We start from the raw sequence: 23,677 nt of genomic DNA, 5'->3' as shown, positions 1-23,677 counted from the left end.
TCCGGCGACATCAGCGGTACCGTCGATCGATGTCGAACGTTGCTCTGGTCGCCGCGCGCGTCGCTCACAATCTCAGCCAGGAGGAAGCGGCCAGGCGTCTCGGCGTCTCGAAGAGGACGGTGCAGCGCTGGGAGGACGACGAGCCCGGCCGGCCTCAGCCGGCCCAGATCCGGCAGCTGCAGGCGGTGTTCGGGCTGCCGGCCGAGCAGCTCGGCTTCCCGCCCGGCCGGAGCGCGATGGTCGTCGAGGACGGCCGCGGCGGCCACGATCTCGAGGTGCGCTTCCCGCCCGTGTCCACTGCGCCGAGCAGGCCGCCGGCCAGTGACTACTCCGGCATCTGGGTCTCCCGGTACGAGTATTTCTCGTCCTCGCGGGAGGAGACCTACGCCGGGCTTCATCATGTTGTCCTGCAGCAGGACGGCGGCACGGTCAGCGTGCGGAGCCTGCCCGGGTCGGCCGCCTCGACGATGGGGATGGACCTGGTGGCCGACGGCGTCGTTCTCACGGGCAGGTGGGTGGAGGACACCGACAGGACCGGTCATTACCGGGGGAAGCGCTACATCGGCGCCATTCAGCTCATCGCCGATCCCGGTGGGTCGCGGCTGGCCGGGAAGTGGCTCGGGCACGGCAAGGACGGCGAGGTGAACACGGGACCGTGGCGGCTCGACTTTCTGGCTCCTGCGACGCGGGCGACCGTTGCCGAGTATGACCGGCCGCCCTCCTGAGAGGGCGCGGGCGGCGGTCAGGTGATGACGGGGCTGCGGCGTTCGAGGAGGGTGACGTCTCGCCAGGTGCCGTGGTGGCGGCCGATGCGGTGGCGGGTGCCGATGGTGCGGAAGCCGCAGGCGGCGTGGAGGGCGAGGCTGGCCGTGTTCTCCGGGAAGACGCCGGACTGGATCGTCCAGATGCCGGCGGCCTCGGTGGAGGCGATCAGGGCGGTCAGCAGGGCCCGGCCCACTCCCCTGCCGGCGGCCTCGGGGTGGACGTAGACCGAGTGCTCGACCACGCCGGCGTAGGCGCAGCGGTCCGAGACCCTGCCGCAGGCGACCCAGCCGAGGACCGTGCCGGCCGGGCCGAGGGCGACGAAGCGGTGGTCCGGCAGGCGGGCCGCGGTGAAGCGGGCCCAGTCGGGGGGTTCGGTCTCGAAGGTGGCGTTGCCGGTGGCGATGCCCAGGCGGTAGATCTCCAGCACCGGCTCGGCGTGCTCGTCGGCCATCGCGGTGAGGCGGATGTCGGGTGCGGTCATGGGATCAGTGTGACGCCCGCCATCCGCCGGCAACTGTTCCGCCGCCCGCGGACACGTGGTCGGTGTGAGGGCGAGACGCGCGGTGGTGGCCGGGGCATCGGTGGCGGGCCTGCTGGCCTCGCGAGCGTTGCTGGAGCACGTCGGTGAGGTGCTGCTGCTCGATCGGGACGTGCTGCCGTCCGGTGTGCGGCCCCGGCGCGGTGTGCCGCAGGGCCGGCATCCGCACGTGGTGCCGGGGCGCGGGTTCGAGGTGATCGAGCGGCTGCTGCCCGGGTTCCGCGGCGAGCTGGTCGCCGCCGGTGCCGTCGTGGACCGGCTGGGGGCGGAGACCCTGGTGCTGAGCAGCCGGCCGCTGTTCGAGCGGACCCTGCGGCGCCGGGTCGAGCGGCTCGACGGGGTCCGGATCGCCGGGTCGAGCGAGGTGACCGGCCTGCTCACCGACGCCGGGCGGGGCCGGGTGACCGGGGTGACCGTCGCGTCCGGCGGCCGGCCGCGGGCGGTCGAGGACATCGATCTGTTCGTCGACGCCGCGGGCCGGGCGTCGCGGACTCCGGCCTGGCTCGCCGCGCTCGGGTACGGTCCGGTGCCCGAGGAGAGCGTCGAGCTCGGCCTGACGTACGTGTCGCAGCGCTTCCGGGCGTCCGGCCGGCCCAGCGAGATCTTTGCCGACGGCAGCTGCGTGCTCGCCCAGGAGGGCGGGACCGCGCTGGTCAGCGGTGCGGCCGACGCGCCCGGCGAGCCCATCGGAGCGCCGGCGACGCTGCGGTTCCCGCGGGCCTTCCGGCGCTACTACGAGCGGATGGACGTACCGGGGAATCTGGTCGTGCTGGGTGATGCGCTCTGCACGCTGGACCCGGCCCTGAGGCAGGGCGTGACGGTCGCGGCCCTGCAGGCCGAGCTGCTGACCGCTCCGGGGAGCGACAGCGCCGGAGCGGCGGCCGTCCTGGAAACGCCCTGGCGCCGGACCGCCGCCCCGGAACCCTCCGTGCTGGAGACCACGGCTTAGGGAATGACCACGGGCTCCCGGGGTGCGACGCGGCTCAGGTTGCGGTCCACGATCGCGACCGCCGTGAGGACGACGACCAGCAGGGCCAGGGCGACGACCCCGGGCACGTACCAGGAGATCGGGATGAGGGCGAGGCTCGCGGCGGCGACGACCAGGTGGTCGAGCCGGGGCCGGTGCCCGCGGCGGCCGCTGACGGCGCTCAGGCCGAGGAAGAACAGCGCCGCCCCGCCGCCGAGGGCGATCGCGGGAACGCCGTGGAGATGGTCCTCCGGGTGGTGCATGACGGTCTCCAGGCCGACCGCGATGAAGATGACCGCCGCGACCAGCGGCAGGTGCAGATAGCTGAACAGGTCGCGGGCCAGGTGGGCGCGGGCCGGGCCGACCGCGCGGACCAGCGCGTGCTCGGTGATGGCCGCCTCCCAGTCGAAGTACGCCCACCAGAGCCCGCCGATCGCCGCGACCGCGAGCAGGATGGACACCGCCAGCAACGGCGTGATCTCCGCCTCGGTGGTCGACAGCACGCCGGTGCCGACGGACACGATCGACTCGCCCAGCGCGATGATCATGAACAGGGCGTGCCGCTCGTAGAAGTGGCCGGCGTGCACGTTGAAGCCGCCGACGCCGGTGATCAGCGGGGTGCCGTAGTCGATGAGCACGGCCAGCGCCCAGAGCGCGATCTGCACGGATCCGGGCGTGAAGACGCCGATGATGAGCAGCAGGGACGCGGCCAGGTTGCCGGGGGCGAGCTTGAGGATCGCGGCCCGGTTGGCGCCGCCCGCCACGGCGAACAGCACGACGTGCAGCAGCCGCACGACGAAGTAGCCCAGCGCGAAGGCGAGCGCGTTGTCGCCGGACGCCTGGGGCACCGCGATGGCCACGACCAGCATCGCGCCCATCGCGGCGAGCACGACACCGCGGGCCGGCGCGCTGCCCGTGTCCACGGCGTTGGTCAGCCACGTGTACGCACCCCACGCCCACCAGAGCAGGGCGAGGATCAGCACGCCGCGCAGCACGCCCGCGGCGTCGGGGTGCTCGACGATCAGCGAGGTCACCCGGGTCAGGGAGAAGACGAAGACAAGATCGAAGAACAGTTCGAACGTCGACACCGGACGGCGCGGTTCGTCCTGCGTTTCCAGAGGGTCCGCCATGCGAGCCATTGTGGCAGCACGCCGCGGATTTCTCTGCCCCGTGAAGTACCGGCCCGGACTTGACGTAGTACGGCGATGCCACGCATTCCGAAGGGGACTTGACGAAAAGCGGAGGGCGACCGCGCGGCATCCCCGTCGCGGCCGGCGAGCGCATTGACCCCCGGCTCACGAGAAACGCACGATCGCTGGCATCGAAAGCAATTGCCGAAACGGGGAGAGTCAATCGTGACAAAGAAAATCCTCGTCGTACTCAGCGAGTACGGCTACTGGGGCGAGGAGCTCGTGGGCCCGCTGACCCGATTCGACGAGCGGGGCTACGACGTCGTCTTCGCCACCCCCACCGGTGCCCGGCCCCGGGCCCTGCCGCCGAGCCTCGACCCGGACTTCGTGGACCCGCCCCTGGGCCGCGGCGTGGTCAGCGCCGAGGTCGCCAAGCTGGCCCGGGAGATCGACGAGTCGGACCGGCTGGCGGACCCGATCAGCCTGGCCGGCTGGTTCTCCACGCGGCCGTACACCAGCGAGCCGGACTACCTGCGCAGGCTCGAGGCGTACAACCTGGAGGTCGGCGAGCGCCTGGACGCCGCGATCGCCGAGTACGACGCCCTGCTCATCGTGGGCGGCAGCGGTCCCATCGTCGACCTGGCCAACAATGGCCGGGTGCACGACCTGATCCTGGCGTTCCTGCGCGCCGACAAGGTGATCGGCGCCGAGTGCTACGGCGTCGCGTGCCTGGCCTTCGCCCGCGACTGGGAGCACCGGCGCAGCATCCTGGCCGGCAAGCACGTCACCGGCCACTGCAAGGAGTACGACTACAAGGACGGCACCGGCTTCCTCGGCACCGACTTCGCCATGGGGCCGCCGCCGTACCCGCTGGAGTACATCCTGCGCGACGCCACCGGCCCCGACGGGCAGTACCACGGCAATTTCGGTCACGAGGTCTCCGTGCTCGTCGACTATCCGTTCGTCACCGGCCGGTCCACGCCCGACTCCTTCCGCACCGGCGAGAAAATCGTCGCCGCGCTGGAGGACGGGCTGCGCCGGTACGGCTGGTAAGGGGACCACGCATGGCCAGGCCCGGCAGAGAAGCGATGATCGAGCAATTCCTCGCCGACGGCATCACCCATATGTTCGGTAATCCGGGCACCGTCGAACAAGGATTTCTCGACGCCCTGGAACAGTTTCCGGACTTCCATTACATCCTCACGTTGCAGGAGACCGTCGCGGCCGGGATCGCGGACGGCTACGCCCGGGCGACCGCCGGCCCCGCGGTGCTGCAGCTGCACAGCGGCGTCGGGCTCGGCAACGGCATCGGCATGATGTACCAGTCCAAGCGGGGGCACACCCCGCTGGTGGTGGTGGCCGGCGAGTCCGGCATCGCCTACGACGCGATGGACGCGCAGATGGCCGCCGACCTGGTCAGCATGGCCCGGCCGGTGACCAAGTGGGCGACCCGCGTGGTGGACTCCCGCTCGCTGCTGCGGGTGCTGCGCCGGGCGGTGAAGATCGCGATGACCCCGCCGCGGGGCCCGGTCTTCGTCGCGCTGCCGATGGACGTGCTGGACGCGCTCAACGACGAGCCCGTGCTGCCGACCGTCGTCCCCGACACCCGGACCCGGCCGGCCGACGAGCTCGTGGCCCGGGCCGCTGCCCTGCTGGCCCCCGCGAAACGGCCGGTGATCCTGGCCGGCGACGGCGTGGCCGTCTCCGGGGCGGAGCCCGAGCTGGCCCGGGTCGCGGAGCAGCTCGGCGCCGACGTGTGGTTCGTGGACTCCTCCGGGGCGCACATGCCGGCCGGGCACCCGCTCGTCCGCGGCGGTCTCGGGCACATGTTCGGCCCGGTGAGCCGGGCGGCGGTCGCGGAGGCGGACGCGGTGCTGATCGTCGGCACGTACGTCTTCCCGGAGGTCTTCCCCGACCTGACCAGCCCGTTCCGGGCGGACGCGGCGATCGTGCACGTCGACCTGGACGCGTACGAGATCGCCAAGAACCATCCCGTCACGCTGGGCCTGGTCGCGGATCCCAAGCTGACGCTGGCCGCCATCGCCGACAGCCTTCCCACTCCCCCGCCACAGGTCAGACAGGAACCGGAGCAGCCCACGGGGGACAAGCTCATCGACGTCTTCCTCGCCGAGCTGGCCCGGCGCGCGCCGAAGGACCTGATGGTCTTTGACGAGGCGCTCACCGCGTCGCCGTACGTGGTCAAGCATCTGCAGCCCAGCCTGCCGGGCCACTATTTCCTGACCCGGGGCGGCTCGCTCGGCGTCGGCATCCCGGGCGCGGTCGGCATCAAGCTCGCCCACCCGGACAAGACGGTCGTCAGCTTCAGCGGCGACGGCGGGAGCCTCTACACGTACCAGGCGCTGTGGACCGCGGCCCGCTACGGCGTCGCCGCCGGCTTCGTGGTCTGCAACAACCACCGGTACGAGCTGCTCAACGAGAACATCGACCAGTACTGGACCGAGCGGAGCATCGGGGCGCACCCCTACCCGCGCTCCTTCGACCTGTCCCACCCCGAGATCGACTTCGCCGCGCTGGCGGCCTCGCTCGGCGCCGACGGGATCCGCGTGGACAAGCCCGACCAGGTCGCCGACGCGGTCGACCGGCTGCTGACCACGACCCGGCCGCTGCTCATCGACCTCGCCACCGACGACACCGTACGCCCGGGAGTTGCGCCATGACCACGTTCACGCAGGACACCGTCCGGACCGCGGTGGCGAGCTGGTACGACCTGCTCGACCGGCACGTGCCCCTCGAGGAGGCGCTCACCCGCCTGGTCGACGAGGGGCTGGAGATGCGCTTCCCGGAGGCCACCGCCCGGGGCCACGCCGGGTTCGCCGACTGGTACAAGGCGGTCACCAACCGGTTCTTCGACGAGGTGCACACCGTCACGTCGGTCGAGTTCCTCGACTTCGCGCCGGACCGGGCCACCGTCAAGGTCGTCGTCAACTGGCAGGCGACGATCTGGAACCCGCCGGCCGCGAAGAGCCGGTGGCTCGGCTTCGACGCGTACCAGACCTGGGAGGTGGTCCCGGGCGAGCTCGGGACGCCGCTGGTCAAGACCTACATCGTGGACGCCCTGCAGCCCATGCCGGGCTCCGCAGCCCTGTAAACAGCACCACCCGTCAGAAGGGAACCAACATGTCCAACACCGATCTCGTGCTGAAGATGTACGACTACTTCGGCAAGGGCGACATGGACGCGATCCGGGCCGAGGTCTTCCACCCCGAGATCACCTGGGCGATGCCGGGCCACCACCCGCTGTCCGGGCTGATGAAGGGCGCGGACGAGGTCATCGCGTTCTTCGCCGACCTGTTCAAGGCCGGCATCCAGGTGGACAACGTGCACTTCGGCGAGCTCGACGACGGCACGGTCGTGGAGAAGCACACCGGCCACGGCACCTCGGAGGGCGTGGACTACATCTTCCCGACCTGCACCTCGTACGGGATCGAGGACGGGAAGATCCGCGCGGTCCAGGTGCACACGGCCGACCAGCACGGGGTGGACCGCTACATGTGGTCGCGCTTCGAGCTCAAGGGCGTCGGCGAGCGGCTGGCGGCCTGAGATGGCGGTCACGACGGAGCTGGTGGAGGCGGCCTACCAGGCCCTGGCCACCGGCGAGCGCACCGAGATCGAACGCTACTGGGCCGAGGACATGCGCTGGCTGGTCCCCGGCAACCACCAGCTCGCCGGCTGGTGGGAGGGGCTCGACGGCTTCTTCTCCTTCATGGAGCAGGTCGGCAAGCTCTCCGGCGGCAGCTTCGTGATGACCCGCTCGGCGATCCTGCTGAGCGACGGCTTCTCGGCGGACATCTCGCACAACGTGGGCAGCCGGTCGGCGGCACGCGAGGGCAGCACCTCGCCGTACGACCGCCTGGAGATCGACGTCGTGCACGTCCTGCGGTGGCGCGACGACAAGGTGGTCGAGGGCCGGGGCGCGATCTTCGGCGACGGGACCACGCGGTTCAACCAGTTCTGGTCCCAGCTGGCCGCCGACGCGACCCGCGTCTGAGAGACCTGGGCCGGCCGGCCCGAGCCGGCCGGCCCTTGCCGAGGGGAAGAGAAGATGGACGTCAGAACTGTCGTCACCAACTACTACGAGCTCGCCAACGCCGGCGACTGGGACGCGTGGTGCGACCTGTTCGCCGCCGACCAGGTGATGGACGAGCAGCTCGCCGGGCACGTCGAGGGCCGGGAGACGCTGCGGGAGATGATGCGCGGCTTCCCGGACATGTACGCGAGCTTCGCCAACACCCCGCGGCACGTCGTCGTGGACGGCGAGCAGGCCGCGGTGGTCTCGCACATCAGCGCGACCACGAGCGGGGGCGGCCGGGTCGAGGCCGACGTCGTGAACTACTTCCGGGTGACCGGCGGGCAGATCACGTACATGGCGAACTTCCACGACACGGTGCCGTTCACGACCGCGCTGGCGCCGGCATGAGCGCCGCCGAGGAGTACGACTACGTCGTGGTCGGCGCCGGCACGGCGGGATCGGTGCTGGCCGCCCGGCTCAGCGAGGACCCGGACGTGCGGGTGCTCGTGCTCGAGGCCGGCGGCAGTTTCGTCCCGGCGGCCGTGGACCGGGCGCCGCTGTGGTTCACGCTGCTGGGCAGCCGCGTCGACTGGGGCTACCGCACGGTGCCGCAGCCGGGGCTCAACGGGCGCGTCGTCTACGAGCCGCGGGGCAAGCTGCCCGGCGGCAGCAGCAACCTCTACATCATGATGCACATCCGGGGGCACGCCTCGGACTTCGACAACTGGGCCTATCAGGGTGCGGCCGGCTGGGCGTACGCGGACCTGCTCCCGTATTTCGCCAAGCTGGAGGCCACCCAGACGGTGACGCCCGCGGAGCCGGACGCGAACCTGATGTCGCGCGTGTTCCTCGACGCCGCCGAGGAGGCCGGGCACCCGCGGACCGGCGACTTCAACGGGCCGCAGATGATCGGCGCGGGCTGGCACCACGTCAACGTGCGGGACGGGGAGCGGCGCGGGGCGCTGCGCTCGTACCTGGAACCGGCGCTGGACCGGCCGAACCTCACCGTACGCACCGACGCGTACGCGGCGAAGCTCGTCGTGGAGCACGGGAAGTGCGTCGGCGTCGACTATCGGCAGCAGGCGCCCGTCGCGGCGGAGGGCGAGGGGCGCACGCTCGGCACCGACGCGCGGGAGCCCGGTGACCATCGCGTCCGCGCTACCCGTGAGGTGCTGGTCTGCCTCGGTGCCATCGAGTCGCCGAAGCTGCTGCAGCTCTCGGGCATCGGCCCGGCTCCCCTCCTGCGGCAGCACGGCATCGAGGTGAAGAGCGAGCTGCCCGGCGTCGGGGAGAACTTCCACAACCACGTGCTCACCGGCCTCATCGCCGAGACGGCCGACCCGGTGGCGCCGGGCCGGCAGAACCTCTCCGAGGCCGCCGTCTTCACCCGGTCGCAGCCGGGGCTGATCGCACCCGACCTGCAGCTGGCCTTCGTGCACGTGCCGTTCGACATCATCGTCGGGCAGAGCCACCCGAACGCGGTGTCGATCCTGCCCGGCGTGGTCCGGCCGAACTCGCGCGGCAGCGTGCGGCTGGCCTCGGCCGACCCGTTCGCCGCCCCGCTGATCGACCCGAACTACCTGGGCGACCGCTCGGACGTGACGCGGATGGTCGAGGCGGTCAAGCTGTCCCGCGACATCTTCGCCGCGCCGGCCTTCAAGCCGTTCCTCAAGGGCGAGCTGCTGCCGGGCGCCGAGGTCCGCACCGACCGGGAGATCGAGCAGTTCGTCCGGGAGCGCGCCGACTGCTATCACCACCAGGCCGGCTCGTGCCGGATCGGCGTCGACGACCTCGCGGTGGTGGACCCGGAGCTCAAGGTGCGCGGCGTCGCCGGCCTGCGCGTCGTGGACGCCAGCGTGATGCCGGCCGTCCCGTCGGGCAACTGCCACGCCGCCATCGCCGCGATCGCCGAGCGGGCGGCGGACCTCATCAAGGAGGGGCAGCATGCCTGACATCACCCTGCGATCCGGGCCGCTGGACGGCGCGAAGATCGCGGTCCTCGTGGAGAGCGACTTCTTCGAGCCCGAGATCCACTACTACCAGCGCCGGTTCGCCGAGGAGGGCGCCGAGGTGCACTTCCTGACCCGGCTCTGGGGCCAGGAGTCGATCACCTTCAGCGGCCACGAGTGGCGGGCGCCGTTCACCGCCTCGGAGAGCGTCGAGGGGATCAGCGACGACGAGCTGCGGTCGTACGACGCGGTGATCGTGCCCTCCGGCATGGTCTCCGACCGGCTGCGCTACACCGAGGACGTCGGCAGGCTGGCGCCGGCGGTCGACCTGGTCCGCCGGGCGTTCGCCGAGCCGGGCATCCTCAAGGGCGTCATCTGCCACGGCTTCTGGCTGCTGGCGCCGATTCCCGAGACCATCCGCGGGCGCAAGGTGGTCTGCCACAACAACCTGGTCGGCGACATCCGCAACATGGGTGCCGAGTACGTCGACGCCGACGTGGTGAGCGACGGCGACGACCTGGTGACCGGGCGGACCGGCATGCACGCGCACCTGTTCGCGCGCGAGCTGATCGACCGGCTGGCCGAGCGGCGGCGGTCGTGACCGCCCCGGCGCTGCGCTGGTCGCACGTCGCCCTCAACTGCGCGGACCAGGCCGTCACCGAGGAGTTCTACCGCCGCTGGTTCGGCTTCCGCCGGGCCCGCGCGGTCTCCCTCGGCGACAGCGAGATCGTCTTCCTGCGGCAGGGCGACGTGCTGCTGGAGCTCTTCCCGGCCGGCGCGGGGGAAAGTCCCGTCGCCGCGAAGGGTGACGGCCCGGATCACGCCGGGATCGCCCGGCACCTGGCGTTCCAGACCGACGACCTGGACGCCTTCCTGTCCGCCGTGGGCGACGAGATCCCCGTGTCGCTCGGGCCGCTGCACTTCGACGACTTCATCCGGGGCTGGGCCAGCGTCTGGCTGACCGACCCGGACGGGGTGATCGTCGAGGTCAGCCAGGGTTATTCCGACTCCGCGGTCGAATAGGGGACAGCTCGCGGCGGTGATGCTCGCTAGGGTGCGGGCGTCACCGTCGGCGAGCAGAAGGAAACACAGTCTTGAGATACCGCACACTGGGCCGCACCGGCCTGCGGGTGTCGGAGATGTTCCTCGGCACGATGACCTTCGGCGAGGACTGGGGATGGGGTGCGCCGCTCGACGAGTGCCGCAAGCTGTTCTCGGCCTACGTCGAGGCCGGGGGAAACGTCATCGACACCGCCGACAAGTACACCGACGGCGCCAGCGAGCGCATCGTCGGTGAGCTCGTCAAGGCCGACCGCGACCGGCTGGTCGTGGCCACGAAGTACACGCTCTCGCGGGACGGGTCCGACCCGAACGCGTCGGGCAACCACCGCAAGAGCCTGACCCAGGCCGTCGAGGCGAGTCTGTCCCGCTTGGACACCGACCGCATCGACCTGCTCTGGGTGCACATCTGGGACCCGGGGACGCCGGTCGAGGAGACCATGCGGGCCCTCGACGACCTGGTCCGCGCGGGCAAGGTGCTCTACGTGGGCATCTCCGACTCCCCCGCCTGGGTCGTGTCGCGCGCGAACGCCATCGCGGAGTTCCGCGGCTGGACCTCCTTCGCCGGCGTCCAGCTGCCCTACAGCCTCGTGCAGCGCGACGGCGAGCGGGAGCTGCTGCCCATGGCCGAGAGCCTGGGCCTGTCCGTGGCCGCGTGGGGTCCCCTCGCGCAGGGGCTGCTCTCCGGCAAGCACACCCGGTCCACGCCCACCGAGCACACGCGCATCCGCGCCTCCGACGTGAGCGAGCAGCACCTGCGGGTCGCCCGGACGGTGGACGCCGTCGCGGACGAGCTCGGCGTGAGCTCGTCGCAGGTCGCCCTGGCGTGGCTGCGGGCGCGCCGGCCCTACGTGCACCCGGTCGTGGGGGCGCGCAGGCTCGGGCAGCTGACCGACAACCTCGCCGCCGCCGACCTGCGGCTGCCGGCGGAGGCCGTGGACCGGCTCGACGCGGCGAGCGCGATCGAGCTCGGCTTCCCCGCCGACTTCATCGCCGAGCAGCGGCCGTTCGTGTACGGGCCGGTGGGCGACCGCGTCGACTGGGCCTGATGCCGAGGGGGCCACCCCGCGGTGGCCCCCTCGATCGTCACGACGCCGCGAACTCGCTCAGCTCCCGCGGGTCGTCCCGCAAGCCGGCCAGCACGTCATAGACGTACGCGGCCCCGGCCAGCGTCACGTGGTGATGCCACCCGGCGAACGTGCGCCCCTCGTAGTCGCGCAGGCCGTACCGGTCGGCGAAGCTCTCGATCCGCGTCGCCGTCAGCGGCCGCGTCTTGGCCAGCTCGACCAGCTCGGGCAGCGTCCGGTCGGTCATGTCGGTGAGCCAGAAGCCCCGCGGCCGCGACTTGCCGAGCGGCCACTCGCAGATCAGCAGCCGCTGCGGCGCCGGGCCGGGCGGCCGGGCGCCGACGCCGTCGGAGCAGAAGGCGCGCACCGGCAGCTGCAGGAACTGCGAACGCAGCACGCCCGTCCCGTCGTGACTCCACGCCACGGTCTCGCGCGGCAGGTTGCGGCTGCGGGTGACGAGGTCCGTCACCGTGCCGTGCCAGGGCAGCCCGGAGCCGGCCTCCGGCCCGTCGCCCGGCCCCCGCGGCCGTGCGCCGGGCGCGTCGAACCAGACCCGCTGCTGCGGGCTGACGTGCACCAGGTAGGGCTGATGGCGGTGCTCCAGCCCGGCGAGGAAGGGCTCCACGCTGGTCCGGTTGGCCGTGTCCACCATGACGGGCGCGGCCGGCATGCCCCACTCCAGGGCCATGTCGTCGAGCGCCTCGAGCTGATACTGCCAGTACGGCCGCGGCAGCTCCTCGCACGGCATCCGCGCCTTGGCCCGCCGGTCCTCGTCGCGGCCCCACGCCTCCGGGATCATCAGCCGCCAGTCCACCGGCACGGTCAGGCCGTCCGCCGTCGTGAGCGTCACCGTGATCGCCAGCTGGCAGTTGCAGACGCGGCCGAGCGACGGCACGTACTGCCGCTCGACCGCCGCCGACCAGCGCCCGTGTTTCGGGAAGCTGACCTCCTCGACGACCCAGGCGGCGGGCCGGACCCGCTCGACGAGCCGGTGGAACAGGCGCCGGCGGATCGGCTCGGGATCCCACGGGCTCTGGTTGATGAACTGCTGCAGCGACTGCTCGCTGCGCCCGGGTGACGTCTCCACCAGGCGGCGGATCGACTTGCGGCCCGGGCAGCTGAGCAACCCGTACAGATAGGTGCCGGCCGCGCTGCGCTGGTCCGTGCGGCCCAGCGACGCGAAGACGTCGGCACAGAAGTCGTCGAACGTATCCACCTCTCACACTCCCCCGAACGATGTGGACGATGACGCACTGAAGATTATGCATTGATCAACACGCTTCTCACGTCCCCCTTCCGACGTAGCATCATCGGGACTCCGACAATTGTGCGGTTGCGCACAGAGCATTCTCAGGAATGCCTCTCATCATGGCCCGCCCACGTTTCCGGCGGGTTGCGTGGCGGCCGGTCAAATCGGACCGGAGCTGGACTTTTCCGAGCCTTGAGGGGGTCGCGATCCACCCGGACGGCCGAGTCCGGATCACCCTGACGGGCGACGGGATCCGGTCGGCCGGATCGATCGGAGAATGGCACGCCGCCGCCACCTCCGACATATTTTGCGCTTTACCGAAAGGCGTTGCGGAAAACCGCAACCGGGGCGCCGACCTGACGGGGTCCCCGGGCGGACCTGACGCAGTGCGGCGCCCGGCGGCGGGCGGGTGGGCAGCGCCCGCCGGGCGTGCGACGCTCGCCGCGTCCGCACGGTGAAGGAGTCCCTTGTGAACGATCCCAGTCCCGCCGCCGCCGACGCGCTCGTGGTCGGCGGCGGCCCGGCCGGCCTCTCGGCCGCGCTCTATCTGGCCCGCTACAACCGCAGCGTCCTGGTCTTCGACACCGGGCACGGCCGGTCCACCCACCATCAGAAGAACCGCAACTACCTCGGCTTCCCGGACGGGATCGCCACGATCGGCCTGCGCGAGCTGGCCCGGCAGCAGCTCGCGCCCTATCCGCAGATCCGGTTCGTGCACCACGTGATCGGCACGGTCACCGGGGACGGCGAGCGCGGGTTCACGGCCGTCGGCCAGGGCGGCCACGAGTGGCACGGCCGGACGATCGTGCTGGCCACCGGCGTGCTCGACCACTTCCCGCACTTCCCGGGCTGGGAGCAGTACGTCGGCCGGAGCATGTTCTGGTGCATCACCTGCGACGGCTACGAGAACCGGGGCCGCAGCATCCTCGTGGTGGGCCACACCGACGCGGCGGCCGGCGAGGCGATGCAGCTGCACAGCCTGACCGACCGGATCCAGCTGCTGACGAACAGCCACAGCGACGAGATCAGCCCCCGGTTCCGCAAGCGGCTCGCCAACGCGAACATCCCGGTCGTCGACGACCACATCAAGAGCGTCGAGGGTACGGACGGCATGCTCACCGCCGTCCACACGCGCGGCGGGCTGCGGCTGGAGCTCGACTCGCTGTTCAGCATCCAGGGCTCGACGCCGGAGACCACGCTCGCCCGGCAGCTCGGGGTGCGGCTGGCGCCCAGCGGCTGGATCGAGGTCGACTCCGAGCAGAAGACCTCGGTGCCCGGGGTCTACGCGGCCGGCGACGTCACCGCGCTGCACTCGCACCAGGTCAGCGCCGCCGTGCACGAGGGCGCCCAGGCCGCGTCGGCCGCCAACTACTTCCTCTATCCGCCGGAGCTCAAGGCCTGATCTGGAGGCATCATATGACACCGTGGACCGTCGTCGCCGACGCCGAGGGCGAAGCGACCGAGAAGAGCTGTGCCCATCTGGGTGAGATCCGCGACGTGCGGCCGAGCGTCGAGCACGGCTGCGAGGACTGTCTGCGCGAGGGGACCCGCTGGGTGCACCTGCGGGAGTGCCTGTCGTGCGGCCACGTCGGCTGCTGCGACAACTCGCCGCGCCGGCACGCCACCGCGCACTGGCGGCACACCGGGCACGCGATCGTGGCGTCCCGCGAGCCGGGCGAGGACTGGGCGTGGTGCTACGCCGACGATCTGTTCCTGCTGCCGGAGGACCAGGCATGACCGCGACGACCGTCCACACCGTACGGGATCAATGTCTCGCTCCCGGGCGTACGGTGGACGCTCCCTCGGCCGGGGCACGCTACGGCCGGATGTTCCCGGACCTGCCGCCGCTGGTCGTCGATCCGGAGGTGCTCTACGCCGCGGGGACGCCGGGCGGGCTCTGCGACGCGACGAGCTTCCCCAGCCCGGCGGGGCACGAGGCCGCGGGGTGGCCGTTCTTCGGCCAGCTGATCGCGCACGACATCACCGCGGACCGGTCGCCGGTCGGACCGCACGCGGACGTGGTCGCGCTGCGCAACGCCCGGTCGCCGCGGCTCGACCTGGAGATGATCCACGCCGACGGGCCGGTCGGGGCGCCCTACCTCTACGACGCGGACGACCCGGCCAAGCTGCTGACCGCGCCCGGCGGCCGGGACCTGCCGCGCAACTCGCAGGGCACGGCGCTGATCGGCGACCCGCGCAACGACGTGCACGTCTTCGTGGCGCATCTGCACCTGGCCTTCCTGCACGCGCACAACCGGCTCGTGGACCGGCTGCGCGCGGACGGCGTACCGGAGGACGATCTGTTCCCCGCCGCCAAGCGCGCGCTCACCTGGCACTACCAGTGGATCGTGGTGCACGACTTCCTGCCCCGGCTGGTCGGCCGGGCCATGGTCGCCGACATCCTGGCCCTCGGGCCACGCTGGTTCGCGCCGCGCCCGGGCGAGGCGTTCATCCCGCTGGAGTTCGCCGACGCCGCCTACCGCTACGGGCACGGCCAGATCCGCCACCGCTACCGCCTGCAGCCGGACGGCCCGCAGTTCCCGCTCTTCCCGGCGCTCTTCGGGCACGGACCGATCCCGCCCGAGCACGAGCTGGACTGGGCGCTGATCTTCGACATGCCGGGCCGGCCGCCGGCGCAACGGGCGAAGCGGCTCGACGGCGGCCTGCCGGCCAGCCTCATCGCCCTGCCGCGCGAGGTGACCGGGGACGTGCCGGTCGACGCCTACCGGTCACTGGCCGTCCGCGACCTTTTGCGCGGGTCGGCCACCGCGCTGCCCGCCGGCGAGGTGGTCGCCGAGGCGATGGGCGTACGCCCGCTGGCGCCGGACGAGACCGGGGAGCCGTGGGCGGGGCGCACCCCGCTGTGGCTCTACGTGCTCAAGGAGGCCCAGCACCGGGAGGGCGGCGACCGGCTGGGCCCGGTCGGCGGCCGCATCGTGGCGGAGGTGCTGCTCGGGCTCCTGCGCGCCGACAGCGGATCGTTCCTGGTGGCCGATCCGGGGTGGCGGCCCACGCTGCCGGCCCACGGCCCGCACTTCGGCCTGGCCGACCTGCTCTGAGCTCTCCCGAGGAGGGGCCGTGCCGTGCGCGCGGCCCCTTCGCCGCGCAAAGCCCACGTGCCGACTTGACGAAAAAGCCTCCCGCATTCCGGGGCGAGCGGCGGCCCGGCCGGCCGTCCGTTGACTGTCCACCCTGGTCACGACGACCATTTTCTCAGCGAAAGAATCCCTGCGGAAAGGTCCGGAGATGACCGAGGACATGCGTTTTCCGTTCATGGACACCATTGCGGGTGGCGTGACCGGCTACGACCCCGAGAAGCGAATTTTCGGGCTGCGCACGATCGACGGCCGCACCTTCGACGTGCAGCTGTCCGACGGCATGTCGGCCGAGATGCTGCGCAACCTGGACGAGCCCTACAAGGACGCCGGTGAGCACGTCGACGACCTGCTCACGCCCGGCCGGCCGCTGTTCGCGTACGGGGTCTTCTACCCCGAGGGCGGAGGGTACAACTACCTCGCCAAGCGGCTGGTCTTCCTCGGCCGCGAGCCCGGCGACTTCTCGTTCGAGCGACCCAACTGGTGGATCAACCAGATCGACTCGATCGCCGGGTTCTACCGGAAGGCGCAATTCGGCTCCGGCGCCGTCGACTATCGGGAGTACCGCACGAACATCCGGCTCGGCGGGGAGAAGTCGGACAGCCACGTGCAGGAGACCGACACCATTTCCCGAATGGTCTACGGAATGGCGTCGGCCTACATGCTGACCGGCAACGAGGACTACCTGGAGATCGCCGAGCGCGGCACCGAGTACCTGCGCGACCACATGCGCTTCGTCGACGAGGACTCCGACGTCGTGTACTGGTACCACGGCATCAAGCTGGACGGCGACTACGAGCGGAAGCTGTTCACCTCGGAGTTCGACGACGACTACGACGCCGTCCCGATGTACGAGCAGATCTACGCGCTCGCCGGCCCGACACAGACCTTCCGGGTCACCGGCGACCCGCGCATCTCCAGCGACGTGGACGCCACGCTGCGGCTCTTCGAGAAGTACTTCCGCGACACCGAGGGGGGCGGCTACTTCTCGCACATCGACCCGGTGCTGCTCAGTCCCGGCCACGACTCGCTGAAGTTCAACAAGTCGCGCAAGAACTGGAACTCGGTCGGGGACCACGCGCCGGCGTACCTCATCAATCTGCTCCTCGCGACGGGCGAGGAGCGGCACGCGGAGATGCTCGAGCGCACGTTCGACACCATCGTCGAGCACTTCCCCGACTACGGGACCAGCCCCTTCGTCAACGAGCGGTTCTTCGCCGACTGGTCGCACGACCTGGGCCACACCTGGCAGCAGAACCGCGCGGTGGTCGGGCACAACCTGAAGATCGCGTGGAACCTCATGCGGATGTACTCGCGCAACCCCAAGGCGAGCTATCGGGAGCTGGCCACCAAGATCGCCGAGATCATGCCGGCCAAGGGCTCCGACCAGCAGCGCGGCGGCTGGTACGACGTCGTCGAGCGCGAGCTGGCCCCGGGCGAGGAGTGGCACCGCTTCGCGTGGCACGACCGCAAGGCGTGGTGGCAGCAGGAGCAGGCCATCCTCGCCTACCTCATCCTCTTCGGCAGCATCGGCGGCGCGGACAACCAGGCGCAGGCGCGGCAGGCCGCGGCCTTCTACAACACCTTCTTCCTCGACCACGACGAGGGCGCCGTCTACTTCAACGTGCTCGCCAGCGGCATGCCCTACCTGCTCGGCACCGAGCGGCTCAAGGGCAGCCACTCGATGAGCATGTACCACTCGGCGGAGCTCTGCTACCTCGCCGCCGTCTACACCAACCTGCTCATCACCAAGCAGCCGCTGGACCTGTGGTTCAAGCCGCGGCCCGACGCCTCGCGCACCCTGCGCGTCGAGCCCGACCTGCTGCCGCCCGGCCGGGTGCGGCTGGTCGACGTCGAGATCGACGGCAAGCCGTGGGAGACGTTCGACCCGGTGGCCATGACGGTCGAGCTGCCCGAGTCCGAGGAGTCGCTGACCGTGAAGGTGCGGCTCGCGCCCGTCGAGTGACCTGTTCGTCCCCGGCCGGCTCTTCCGCCGGCCGGGGTGGCTGAAGGGGACCAGGAATGCACATCACCAGAGACACCATCGAGGACGTCACGGTGGCACGGCTGATCGGCGTGCTGGACGGCACGTACGCGCAGGACGTGCACGAGGGCATCGTGCCGATCCTCCTCGACCGGCAGCCGATCCTGCTGGACTTCACCGAGGTGCCGCACGTGTCGCAGGACGGGCTGCGGACGATGCTCGCCATCTACCGGCAGGCACAGGCGCTCAACGGCAAGGTCTGCGTGGTCGGCGTCGGGGGCGACCTGCACCTCGCGCTCTCCGCCACGGGATTCCTGCGCTTCTTCCTGACCGCCGAGGACGTGGACGGCGGCCTGGAAGTGCTGCGCAACGCTGCCTTCGTGGAGAGCGCGTCGTGACCGCGCCTCTCCACGTGGTGCGGGACCGCATCGACTCCTACCCCACCCACCAGATCGCCGGGTACGGCGTCCGGCTCGGCCGGCACATGCCGTTCGGCGCCACGCTCGTGCCCGGCGGCGTCAACTTCTCCGTCTACTCCAGCTCCGCCGAGGCCGTGTCGCTCGTGCTCTTCCACAGCGGCGAGCACACGCCCCTGGCCGAGATCCCGATCCCGCACGAGTTCCGGATCGGCGGCGTCTGGGCCATCACGGTGTTCGGGCTCGACTACGAGAACATCGACTACGGCTACCGCGTCCAGGGGCCGGCGAACCCGCACATCGCCGACCGCTTCGACGCCACGCGGATCCTCGCCGACCCCTACGCGCGGGCCATGTCCGGCCGCGACGTGTGGGGCACGCAGCCCGACTGGGACGACCCGTACCAGTACCGCTCGAAGCTCGCCTTCGACGACTTCGACTGGGACGACGACCGGCCGCTGCGCATCCCGAACGAGGACCTGGTCATCTACGAGATGCACGTGCGCGGCTTCACCCGGGACCCGTCGTCGGGCGTCGTCGCGCCGGGCACGTACGCGGGGCTGGTCGAGAAGATCCCGTACCTGAAGAGCCTGGGGGTGAACTGCGTCGAGCTCATGCCGGTCTTCGAGTTCGACGAGTTCGAGAACAGCCGCCTCGACCCGGCCACCGGGGAGCTGCTGGTCAACTACTGGGGCTACTCGACGGTGGGCTTCTTCGCGCCGAAGGCCGGCTATGCCGCGACCGGGCCCTTCGGCATGCAGGCCGACGAGTTCAAGAACATGGTCAAGGAGCTGCACGCGGCGGGCATCCAGGTGCTGCTCGACGTGGTCTTCAACCACACCGCCGAGGGCAACGAGCAGGGCCCGACCATCCACTTCCGCGGCCTGGACAACCGGACCTACTACATCCTCACGCCCGAGGGTTACTACTTCAACTTCAGCGGTACGGGCAACACGCTCAACTGCAACCACCCGATCGTCCGCAACTACGTGCTCTCCTGCCTGCGCTACTGGGCGAGCGAGTTCCACGTGGACGGCTTCCGCTTCGACCTGGCCGCCATCCTGGACCGCGGCGAGGACGGCGCGCCCCTGGCGAACCCGCCGCTGCTCGAAGCCCTCTCCTACGACCCGCTGCTGCGCGACTGCGTCCTCATCGCCGAGGCCTGGGACGCCGGCGGGCTCTACCAGGTCGGCGCGTTCCCCAACTACGGCCGCTGGTCGGAGTGGAACGGCAAGTACCGCGACACGGTCCGGGACTTCCTGCGCGGCACCCCGGGCAAGGTCGGCGACCTCGCCACCCGGCTGGTGGGCTCCCCCGACCTCTACGGCACCCGGGGCACGACGGCGTCGGTCAACTTCATCACCTGCCACGACGGCTTTACGCTGCACGACCTGGTGGCGTACAACAGCAAGCACAACGAGGCCAACGGCGAGGGCAACCGGGACGGCAACGACGACAACGCCAGCTGGAACTGCGGCGCCGAGGGCCCCACCGACGACCCCGCCGTGCTCGAGCTGCGCCTGCGCCAGATGAAGAACGCCCTGCTCGTCCTCCTGACCAGCCAGGGCATCCCGATGCTCTACTCCGGCGACGAGGTGGCCCGCGGCCAGGGCGGCAACAACAACGCCTACTGCCACGACAGCCCGATCAGCTGGTTCGACTGGTCACTGGTCTCGCGGAACGCCGAGCTGCTCGAGTTCACGCGGCGGTGCATCGCCTTCCGCAAGGCGCACCCGCAGCTGCGCGCACCCCTGCACCCGACCGGCCAGGACACGGGCACCGGCCTGCCGGACGTGAGCTGGCACGGCGTACGGGCGTGGGAGGCCGACTGGTCCGGCGACAGCCGGCTGCTCGGCCTGCTGCGGGCCGGCCTGGGCACGGACGGCGCGTCGGACTTCGTCTACCAGGTCAGCAACGCCCACTGGGAGGCGCACGACGTCGAGCTGCCGGGCCTGCCCGAAGGCTTCCGCTGGCACCTCTTCGCCGACACGTCCCACGCCGACCCGGCCACCGGCGGCGTGGCCGCCCCGGGCGCCGAGCCGGCCCAACCCGGAAGGTCCTACCTGGTCGGCCCGCGCTCCACGGTCGTCCTGGTCGGCCGGCCGACGGCATAGGGGGCCCGGGGTGCCATTCACCGCCAGCCTGTGGCGCAAGGGAACCATGGCCGTCATCACCCTGGCCGGCGTCTTCGACACCCTCAGCGGCCCCACCTTCCGCTCCGAGGTCGAACGCGCCAGCGACGTCGCGGTCGACCGCCTGGTCCTCGACATGAGCGGCGTGGACTATCTGTCGTCGGGCGGGCTGCGGATGCTCGCGTACGCCCGGCTCAAGATGCCGTCCTCGGTCCCCATCACCCTGGTCGGAGCCAACGACGTGATCCAGCGCACCCTGCGCATGGTCGGCTTCCACTACAGCATCGAGATCGCCGACCACCTCCCCGACTGACCACAGCAGCACGACGAACGGCCCGGAACCACCCGGTTCCGGGCCGCCGCGTTCCGGGCGGGTCTCAGGCCTTTATCGTGATGCAGGCGATCGAGCGGTCGGATGAGCCCGGCCAGGTGTACGCGCCGCAGATGCCGGAATCCGTTTTGATCCACTTGTTGATCGACCAGGTCACCGTCTCGCCGTTGCCGGACTGGTACCAGGCGATGCCGGAGGGACCGTTGCCTGCCCAGCCCTCCAGGAACCCGGAGGAACCCTCCCGCGGCTTCTGGACCTTGATCTGGCTCACCCACTGGGTGTGGTCGGCGGCCCGCTTCTCACCGGTGTCGACCCAGATGCAGGTTCCCGGGTATTCGGACCAGCCCTGAGCGCACCCGCTGACCGTGCCGGCGAATGCCGGGCTCGTCACGCCGACGGCGGCTGCCGCCACGACTGTCGTGACGAGCGCCACCTGGCCTGCCGCGTTCATCGCGCGGCGTGCTGCCTTGTGCATGGATCGACTCCCTTCGAGTGCGGGGTCGCGGTCGCGCACCCCTGCACGTCGAACTCTCGTCGCCCGGGAGCACCGGCACAGCGGACAATTGTCGCTTGCGGCCGGTCAGAGCCGCTGGTCACGGCAACCGACGGTGCGGGCCGAGACGGGGTCGGCGTCCTCGCAGAGCAGGCGCCGATAGGCCCGGTCGCTGTCGGCCGACTCGACCGGGAGACCCCACTGCCTCGCGTCACCACCACAGCCGACCCGGACCTGATAGGGCGCGGAGAACTCCTGCCGGAACGTGTATCGGGTGAAGGCCGCACTTCGCTCGTCACCCCGACGGGCGAACGATGAGCCACCGGAACGGGACTCGATCCACACCCCGACGACCGGGTTCCCGGAGGAACAGACCACGTCTACGGTCAGATTGCGACCCGCGGACACGGGGAGCGTGACCGCGAGGGCGATCCAGACCGCCGGGAGCACGAGCAGGGCAACTCGAGGAACCCACGGCTCGATCCCGCGCCACACCTTGCGCCCCGTCATGGGTAGATCTGCCGAATCGTGTCGTCCAGGAAGAACTCCCAGTTCTGGCTCGCATATCGAACGAGCTCAGCAGTGGGTGGCCCGTCGCCGGAGCAGCCCGGGTCGAACGTGACCAGTCTGCTGCGCATGTCCTCCACGCTGCGCCGCACCGCGCCGCTGCTGACGCCGACAGCCTGCCCGATCCGGGAATGATCGTGCAGCCCGAGGGCCATCGCCCGCCACATCGCCCGCCGCGATGAAGAGGAGAAAAACGTGTCACGCAGCGTCGGAGCGGACCGCGGGGGAAGGTGGGTCCGCAGGAGCGGATCGATCCACTCCCGACCGGCCACGACAGCAGCCACCGCAGCGCGGAGCCTGCCCGTCTCCTTCGGGCACATCCCGTGGCAGCCCAGCCGCTCGAACGCGAAGGTCATGTGCAACCGCCGGTTGGTCTCGCCCGAGGTCCACAGCACCGCGGGCGTTCCCGTCTCGGCCGCAGCCTGCACCAGTGCCAGCCCGCTGAGATGCAGCCTGGCGTCGGTCAGGCGTACCTTGCCGTCCCGGCGCCGCCGTTCGAAGTCGTCCGAGTGCGCCTGGAACAACATGTCCACCACGGCGGCGTCGAAGTGCTCTGCCCGGAGCCGGGCGAGTGCCGTGTCCGGATCAGTGACGATCACCGGGTCGCCGTGTCCCGCCTGTGCAAGCTCGGCGTAAGCCATGGCGCCCGCTATGCCCATGTCCTCGGCCACCAGAATGCGCACGACAGTCACCGCCGCGGCCGGAGGGGCAGCTCGAGGCGCACGGCCGCGCCGCCCCCCGGCGGGGCGGGAAGGAGCTGAAGGTCCCCGCCGGCTTCGGCCAGGCGCCGGCGGAGCCGCTGCAGGCTGCTGCCCGTGGCGAACACGCCGGGCCCGAGGCCGGGACCGTGATCGCGCACCTCCAACGTCATCATGGAGCCGGCCACGACGAAGTCCACCTCCACCGATCCACCGCCGTGCACGACGACGTTCTTGAGCAGGTCGGCGAGTCCCTGGTCGAGCAGGACGGCATGCCGGCGAGGGATCGTCAAGCCGCCGAGGGCGGGCGCGGACAACAACCGGAGCCGGTCGCCGTGCGCCCGGATCGCATTCTTGACCAGGTCCGCCGCTCCGACATATTCGTCCTGCAGCAGCAGTTGCCTGCGGCGGGCCGTGATGACCGACTGCAGATCGCGCGCCACTGTCCGGGCATCGTGACCCGCCGCGATCTGACTCGCGGCCCGCTCGGCGTGAGTGTGCAGGTCCCCCAGGGCCGCCGCGTAGCTGGCGGACAAGGCGTCGGTCTCCACCTGCACGGCTATGCGGCACAACCGGGCCATTCCTTTGCCGACCAGGAACCACACCAGGGCCCATCCTCCATAGAGCGCCACGCTGCGCAGATGCGCGGTGGTCAGCTGCCATCGGTGCATCAGCCCCAGGATCAGCAACGGGTGCAGGACGACGGCCACGATCAGTCCGGCCTCGATCAACCGGCGCCGACGAGCGTCACGGAATCCGCTCCAGGGGTAGAACGCGAGCACGGCCAGCGGGATCAAGGCGTAATTCCCCATCGGCACCCCGACGCCGTAGGCAGCGAAGTCACCCGGGGCCAGCAGGTGTGCGAGCAGGATCTGCACCACGAAGATCGTCGCGATCCACGCCGCCACCCAGGCGCGGCCACGGGTCAGCGGTCCCCGGTGCCGGAGCACCACGCCGGCCAGGACAAGGTGCACCACGCCGAGCGCCAGGACCACCGGAACGCCGCCGGGAGCGTACCGGTCGTTGATCGCGCTCGCGAAGAGGTTCGTGGCCTGCAGCAGGAGCGCCACCGCCTCGAACGGCCGGATCAACTTGTAGGTGGTCGAGGCCAGCAGCTCCAGACTCGGGGCCGAGCGAGTGGATGGCGCGGCGGCGGTGTCACTCACGCTGCCCTCGCATGCAGCAGCCCGGCAGCTCTGCCATGATT

At 71.0% G+C, this 23,677-nt stretch carries 26 protein-coding genes; 19 read left to right on the top strand and 7 right to left on the bottom strand.

Annotation, left to right across the window (positions count from 1 at the left end):
• Positions 1-29: 29 nt before the first annotated feature.
• On the top strand, positions 30-725 hold the full coding sequence (locus RBH18_RS21825) for a helix-turn-helix transcriptional regulator (protein WP_306210662.1): 696 nt from the start codon (positions 30-32) through the stop codon (positions 723-725).
• A gap of 17 nt (positions 726-742) precedes the next feature.
• On the opposite strand, the gene RBH18_RS21820 is transcribed toward RBH18_RS21825, so the two are convergent.
• Complete coding sequence (locus RBH18_RS21820) at positions 743-1,246, bottom strand: GNAT family N-acetyltransferase (RefSeq protein ID WP_306210660.1); 504 nt, start codon at positions 1,244-1,246, stop codon at positions 743-745.
• 64 nt (positions 1,247-1,310) lie between these two features.
• Here RBH18_RS21820 and RBH18_RS21815 point away from each other — a divergent pair, with 64 nt between their 5' ends.
• A complete protein-coding gene (locus RBH18_RS21815) occupies positions 1,311-2,252 on the top strand; it encodes an NAD(P)/FAD-dependent oxidoreductase (protein ID WP_306210658.1) in 942 nt (313 codons plus the stop codon).
• On the opposite strand, the gene RBH18_RS21810 is transcribed toward RBH18_RS21815, so the two are convergent.
• On the bottom strand, positions 2,249-3,400 hold the full coding sequence (locus tag RBH18_RS21810) for a low temperature requirement protein A (protein WP_306210656.1): 1,152 nt from the start codon (positions 3,398-3,400) through the stop codon (positions 2,249-2,251). The genes RBH18_RS21815 and RBH18_RS21810 overlap by 4 nt on opposite strands.
• Before the next feature lie 225 nt (positions 3,401-3,625).
• Here RBH18_RS21810 and RBH18_RS21805 point away from each other — a divergent pair, with 225 nt between their 5' ends.
• The 10 genes from RBH18_RS21805 to RBH18_RS21760 all read left to right on the top strand — a co-directional run bounded on the left by RBH18_RS21805 (position 3,626) and on the right by RBH18_RS21760 (position 11,487).
• Complete coding sequence (locus RBH18_RS21805; RefSeq protein WP_306210654.1) at positions 3,626-4,453, top strand: type 1 glutamine amidotransferase domain-containing protein; 828 nt, start codon at positions 3,626-3,628, stop codon at positions 4,451-4,453.
• 35 nt (positions 4,454-4,488) lie between these two features.
• The gene (locus RBH18_RS21800) at positions 4,489-6,078 is read left to right on the top strand and encodes a thiamine pyrophosphate-binding protein (RefSeq protein ID WP_306210652.1); all 1,590 of its coding nucleotides are present in this window, start codon (positions 4,489-4,491) and stop codon (positions 6,076-6,078) included.
• On the top strand, positions 6,075-6,509 hold the full coding sequence (locus tag RBH18_RS21795) for a nuclear transport factor 2 family protein (protein WP_306210650.1): 435 nt from the start codon (positions 6,075-6,077) through the stop codon (positions 6,507-6,509). The genes RBH18_RS21800 and RBH18_RS21795 overlap by 4 nt, the downstream gene beginning before the upstream one ends.
• 29 nt (positions 6,510-6,538) lie before the next feature.
• The gene (locus RBH18_RS21790; protein WP_306210647.1) at positions 6,539-6,961 is read left to right on the top strand and encodes a nuclear transport factor 2 family protein; all 423 of its coding nucleotides are present in this window, start codon (positions 6,539-6,541) and stop codon (positions 6,959-6,961) included.
• A 1-nt stretch (position 6,962) separates the two neighbouring features.
• Complete coding sequence (locus RBH18_RS21785; RefSeq protein ID WP_306210645.1) at positions 6,963-7,409, top strand: nuclear transport factor 2 family protein; 447 nt, start codon at positions 6,963-6,965, stop codon at positions 7,407-7,409.
• Between the two features lie 54 nt (positions 7,410-7,463).
• Positions 7,464-7,838, top strand: coding sequence for a nuclear transport factor 2 family protein (locus RBH18_RS21780; RefSeq protein ID WP_306210643.1), 375 nt, complete (start codon positions 7,464-7,466; stop codon positions 7,836-7,838).
• On the top strand, positions 7,835-9,382 hold the full coding sequence (locus RBH18_RS21775; RefSeq protein ID WP_306210641.1) for a GMC family oxidoreductase: 1,548 nt from the start codon (positions 7,835-7,837) through the stop codon (positions 9,380-9,382). The genes RBH18_RS21780 and RBH18_RS21775 overlap by 4 nt, the downstream gene beginning before the upstream one ends.
• Entirely contained in the window at positions 9,375-9,980 is a 606-nt protein-coding gene (locus RBH18_RS21770) for a DJ-1/PfpI family protein (protein ID WP_306210639.1), read from the top strand. The genes RBH18_RS21775 and RBH18_RS21770 overlap by 8 nt, the downstream gene beginning before the upstream one ends.
• Positions 9,977-10,402, top strand: a complete 426-nt coding sequence (locus RBH18_RS21765) for a VOC family protein (protein WP_306210637.1) — start codon at positions 9,977-9,979, stop codon at positions 10,400-10,402. Before RBH18_RS21770 ends, RBH18_RS21765 begins: the two co-directional genes overlap by 4 nt.
• A gap of 71 nt (positions 10,403-10,473) precedes the next feature.
• On the top strand, positions 10,474-11,487 hold the full coding sequence (locus RBH18_RS21760) for an aldo/keto reductase (RefSeq protein ID WP_306210635.1): 1,014 nt from the start codon (positions 10,474-10,476) through the stop codon (positions 11,485-11,487).
• Between the two features lie 37 nt (positions 11,488-11,524).
• On the opposite strand, the gene RBH18_RS21755 is transcribed toward RBH18_RS21760, so the two are convergent.
• A complete protein-coding gene (locus tag RBH18_RS21755) occupies positions 11,525-12,721 on the bottom strand; it encodes an IS701 family transposase (RefSeq protein WP_306210633.1) in 1,197 nt (398 codons plus the stop codon).
• Positions 12,722-13,223: 502 nt separating this feature from the next.
• Between RBH18_RS21755 and RBH18_RS21750 the strand changes: the two genes are divergently transcribed.
• The 7 genes from RBH18_RS21750 to RBH18_RS21720 all read left to right on the top strand — a co-directional run bounded on the left by RBH18_RS21750 (position 13,224) and on the right by RBH18_RS21720 (position 20,694).
• Positions 13,224-14,156: an NAD(P)/FAD-dependent oxidoreductase gene (locus RBH18_RS21750; protein ID WP_306210631.1), complete on the top strand. Its 933-nt coding sequence runs from the start codon at positions 13,224-13,226 to the stop codon at positions 14,154-14,156.
• Between the two features lie 14 nt (positions 14,157-14,170).
• Entirely contained in the window at positions 14,171-14,491 is a 321-nt protein-coding gene (locus tag RBH18_RS21745) for a UBP-type zinc finger domain-containing protein (protein ID WP_306210629.1), read from the top strand.
• Positions 14,488-15,813: a peroxidase family protein gene (locus RBH18_RS21740; RefSeq protein WP_306210627.1), complete on the top strand. Its 1,326-nt coding sequence runs from the start codon at positions 14,488-14,490 to the stop codon at positions 15,811-15,813. The genes RBH18_RS21745 and RBH18_RS21740 overlap by 4 nt, the downstream gene beginning before the upstream one ends.
• Positions 15,814-16,000: 187 nt before the next feature.
• On the top strand, positions 16,001-17,815 hold the full coding sequence (locus RBH18_RS21735; protein WP_306210625.1) for an AGE family epimerase/isomerase: 1,815 nt from the start codon (positions 16,001-16,003) through the stop codon (positions 17,813-17,815).
• Positions 17,816-17,871: 56 nt separating this feature from the next.
• Complete coding sequence (locus RBH18_RS21730) at positions 17,872-18,231, top strand: STAS domain-containing protein (RefSeq protein WP_306210623.1); 360 nt, start codon at positions 17,872-17,874, stop codon at positions 18,229-18,231.
• A complete protein-coding gene (glgX, locus tag RBH18_RS21725) occupies positions 18,228-20,363 on the top strand; it encodes a glycogen debranching protein GlgX (protein ID WP_306210621.1) in 2,136 nt (711 codons plus the stop codon). Before RBH18_RS21730 ends, glgX begins: the two co-directional genes overlap by 4 nt.
• Before the next feature lie 10 nt (positions 20,364-20,373).
• Positions 20,374-20,694, top strand: coding sequence for an STAS domain-containing protein (locus tag RBH18_RS21720; RefSeq protein WP_306210619.1), 321 nt, complete (start codon positions 20,374-20,376; stop codon positions 20,692-20,694).
• 64 nt (positions 20,695-20,758) lie between these two features.
• On the opposite strand, the gene RBH18_RS21715 is transcribed toward RBH18_RS21720, so the two are convergent.
• From RBH18_RS21715 to RBH18_RS21700, 4 genes are all read right to left on the bottom strand, one after another.
• Positions 20,759-21,226, bottom strand: coding sequence for a hypothetical protein (locus tag RBH18_RS21715; RefSeq protein ID WP_306210617.1), 468 nt, complete (start codon positions 21,224-21,226; stop codon positions 20,759-20,761).
• Positions 21,227-21,292: 66 nt separating this feature from the next.
• Positions 21,293-21,715, bottom strand: coding sequence for a hypothetical protein (locus RBH18_RS21710; RefSeq protein ID WP_306210615.1), 423 nt, complete (start codon positions 21,713-21,715; stop codon positions 21,293-21,295).
• Positions 21,712-22,455 carry a hypothetical protein gene (locus RBH18_RS21705; RefSeq protein WP_306210613.1) on the bottom strand — a complete coding sequence of 248 codons (744 nt, stop codon included), beginning with the start codon at positions 22,453-22,455 and terminating at the stop codon, positions 21,712-21,714. The genes RBH18_RS21710 and RBH18_RS21705 overlap by 4 nt, the downstream gene beginning before the upstream one ends.
• A 5-nt stretch (positions 22,456-22,460) precedes the next feature.
• A complete protein-coding gene (locus tag RBH18_RS21700) occupies positions 22,461-23,636 on the bottom strand; it encodes a sensor histidine kinase (RefSeq protein ID WP_306210611.1) in 1,176 nt (391 codons plus the stop codon).
• Positions 23,637-23,677: the final 41 nt, after the last annotated feature.

This window comes from Actinoplanes oryzae (genome assembly GCF_030757795.1).
In the GTDB taxonomy this organism is placed as follows: domain Bacteria; phylum Actinomycetota; class Actinomycetes; order Mycobacteriales; family Micromonosporaceae; genus Actinoplanes.
Note: the sequence above shows the minus strand (reverse complement) of the source record. Positions and strands in the feature narration are given on the sequence as shown.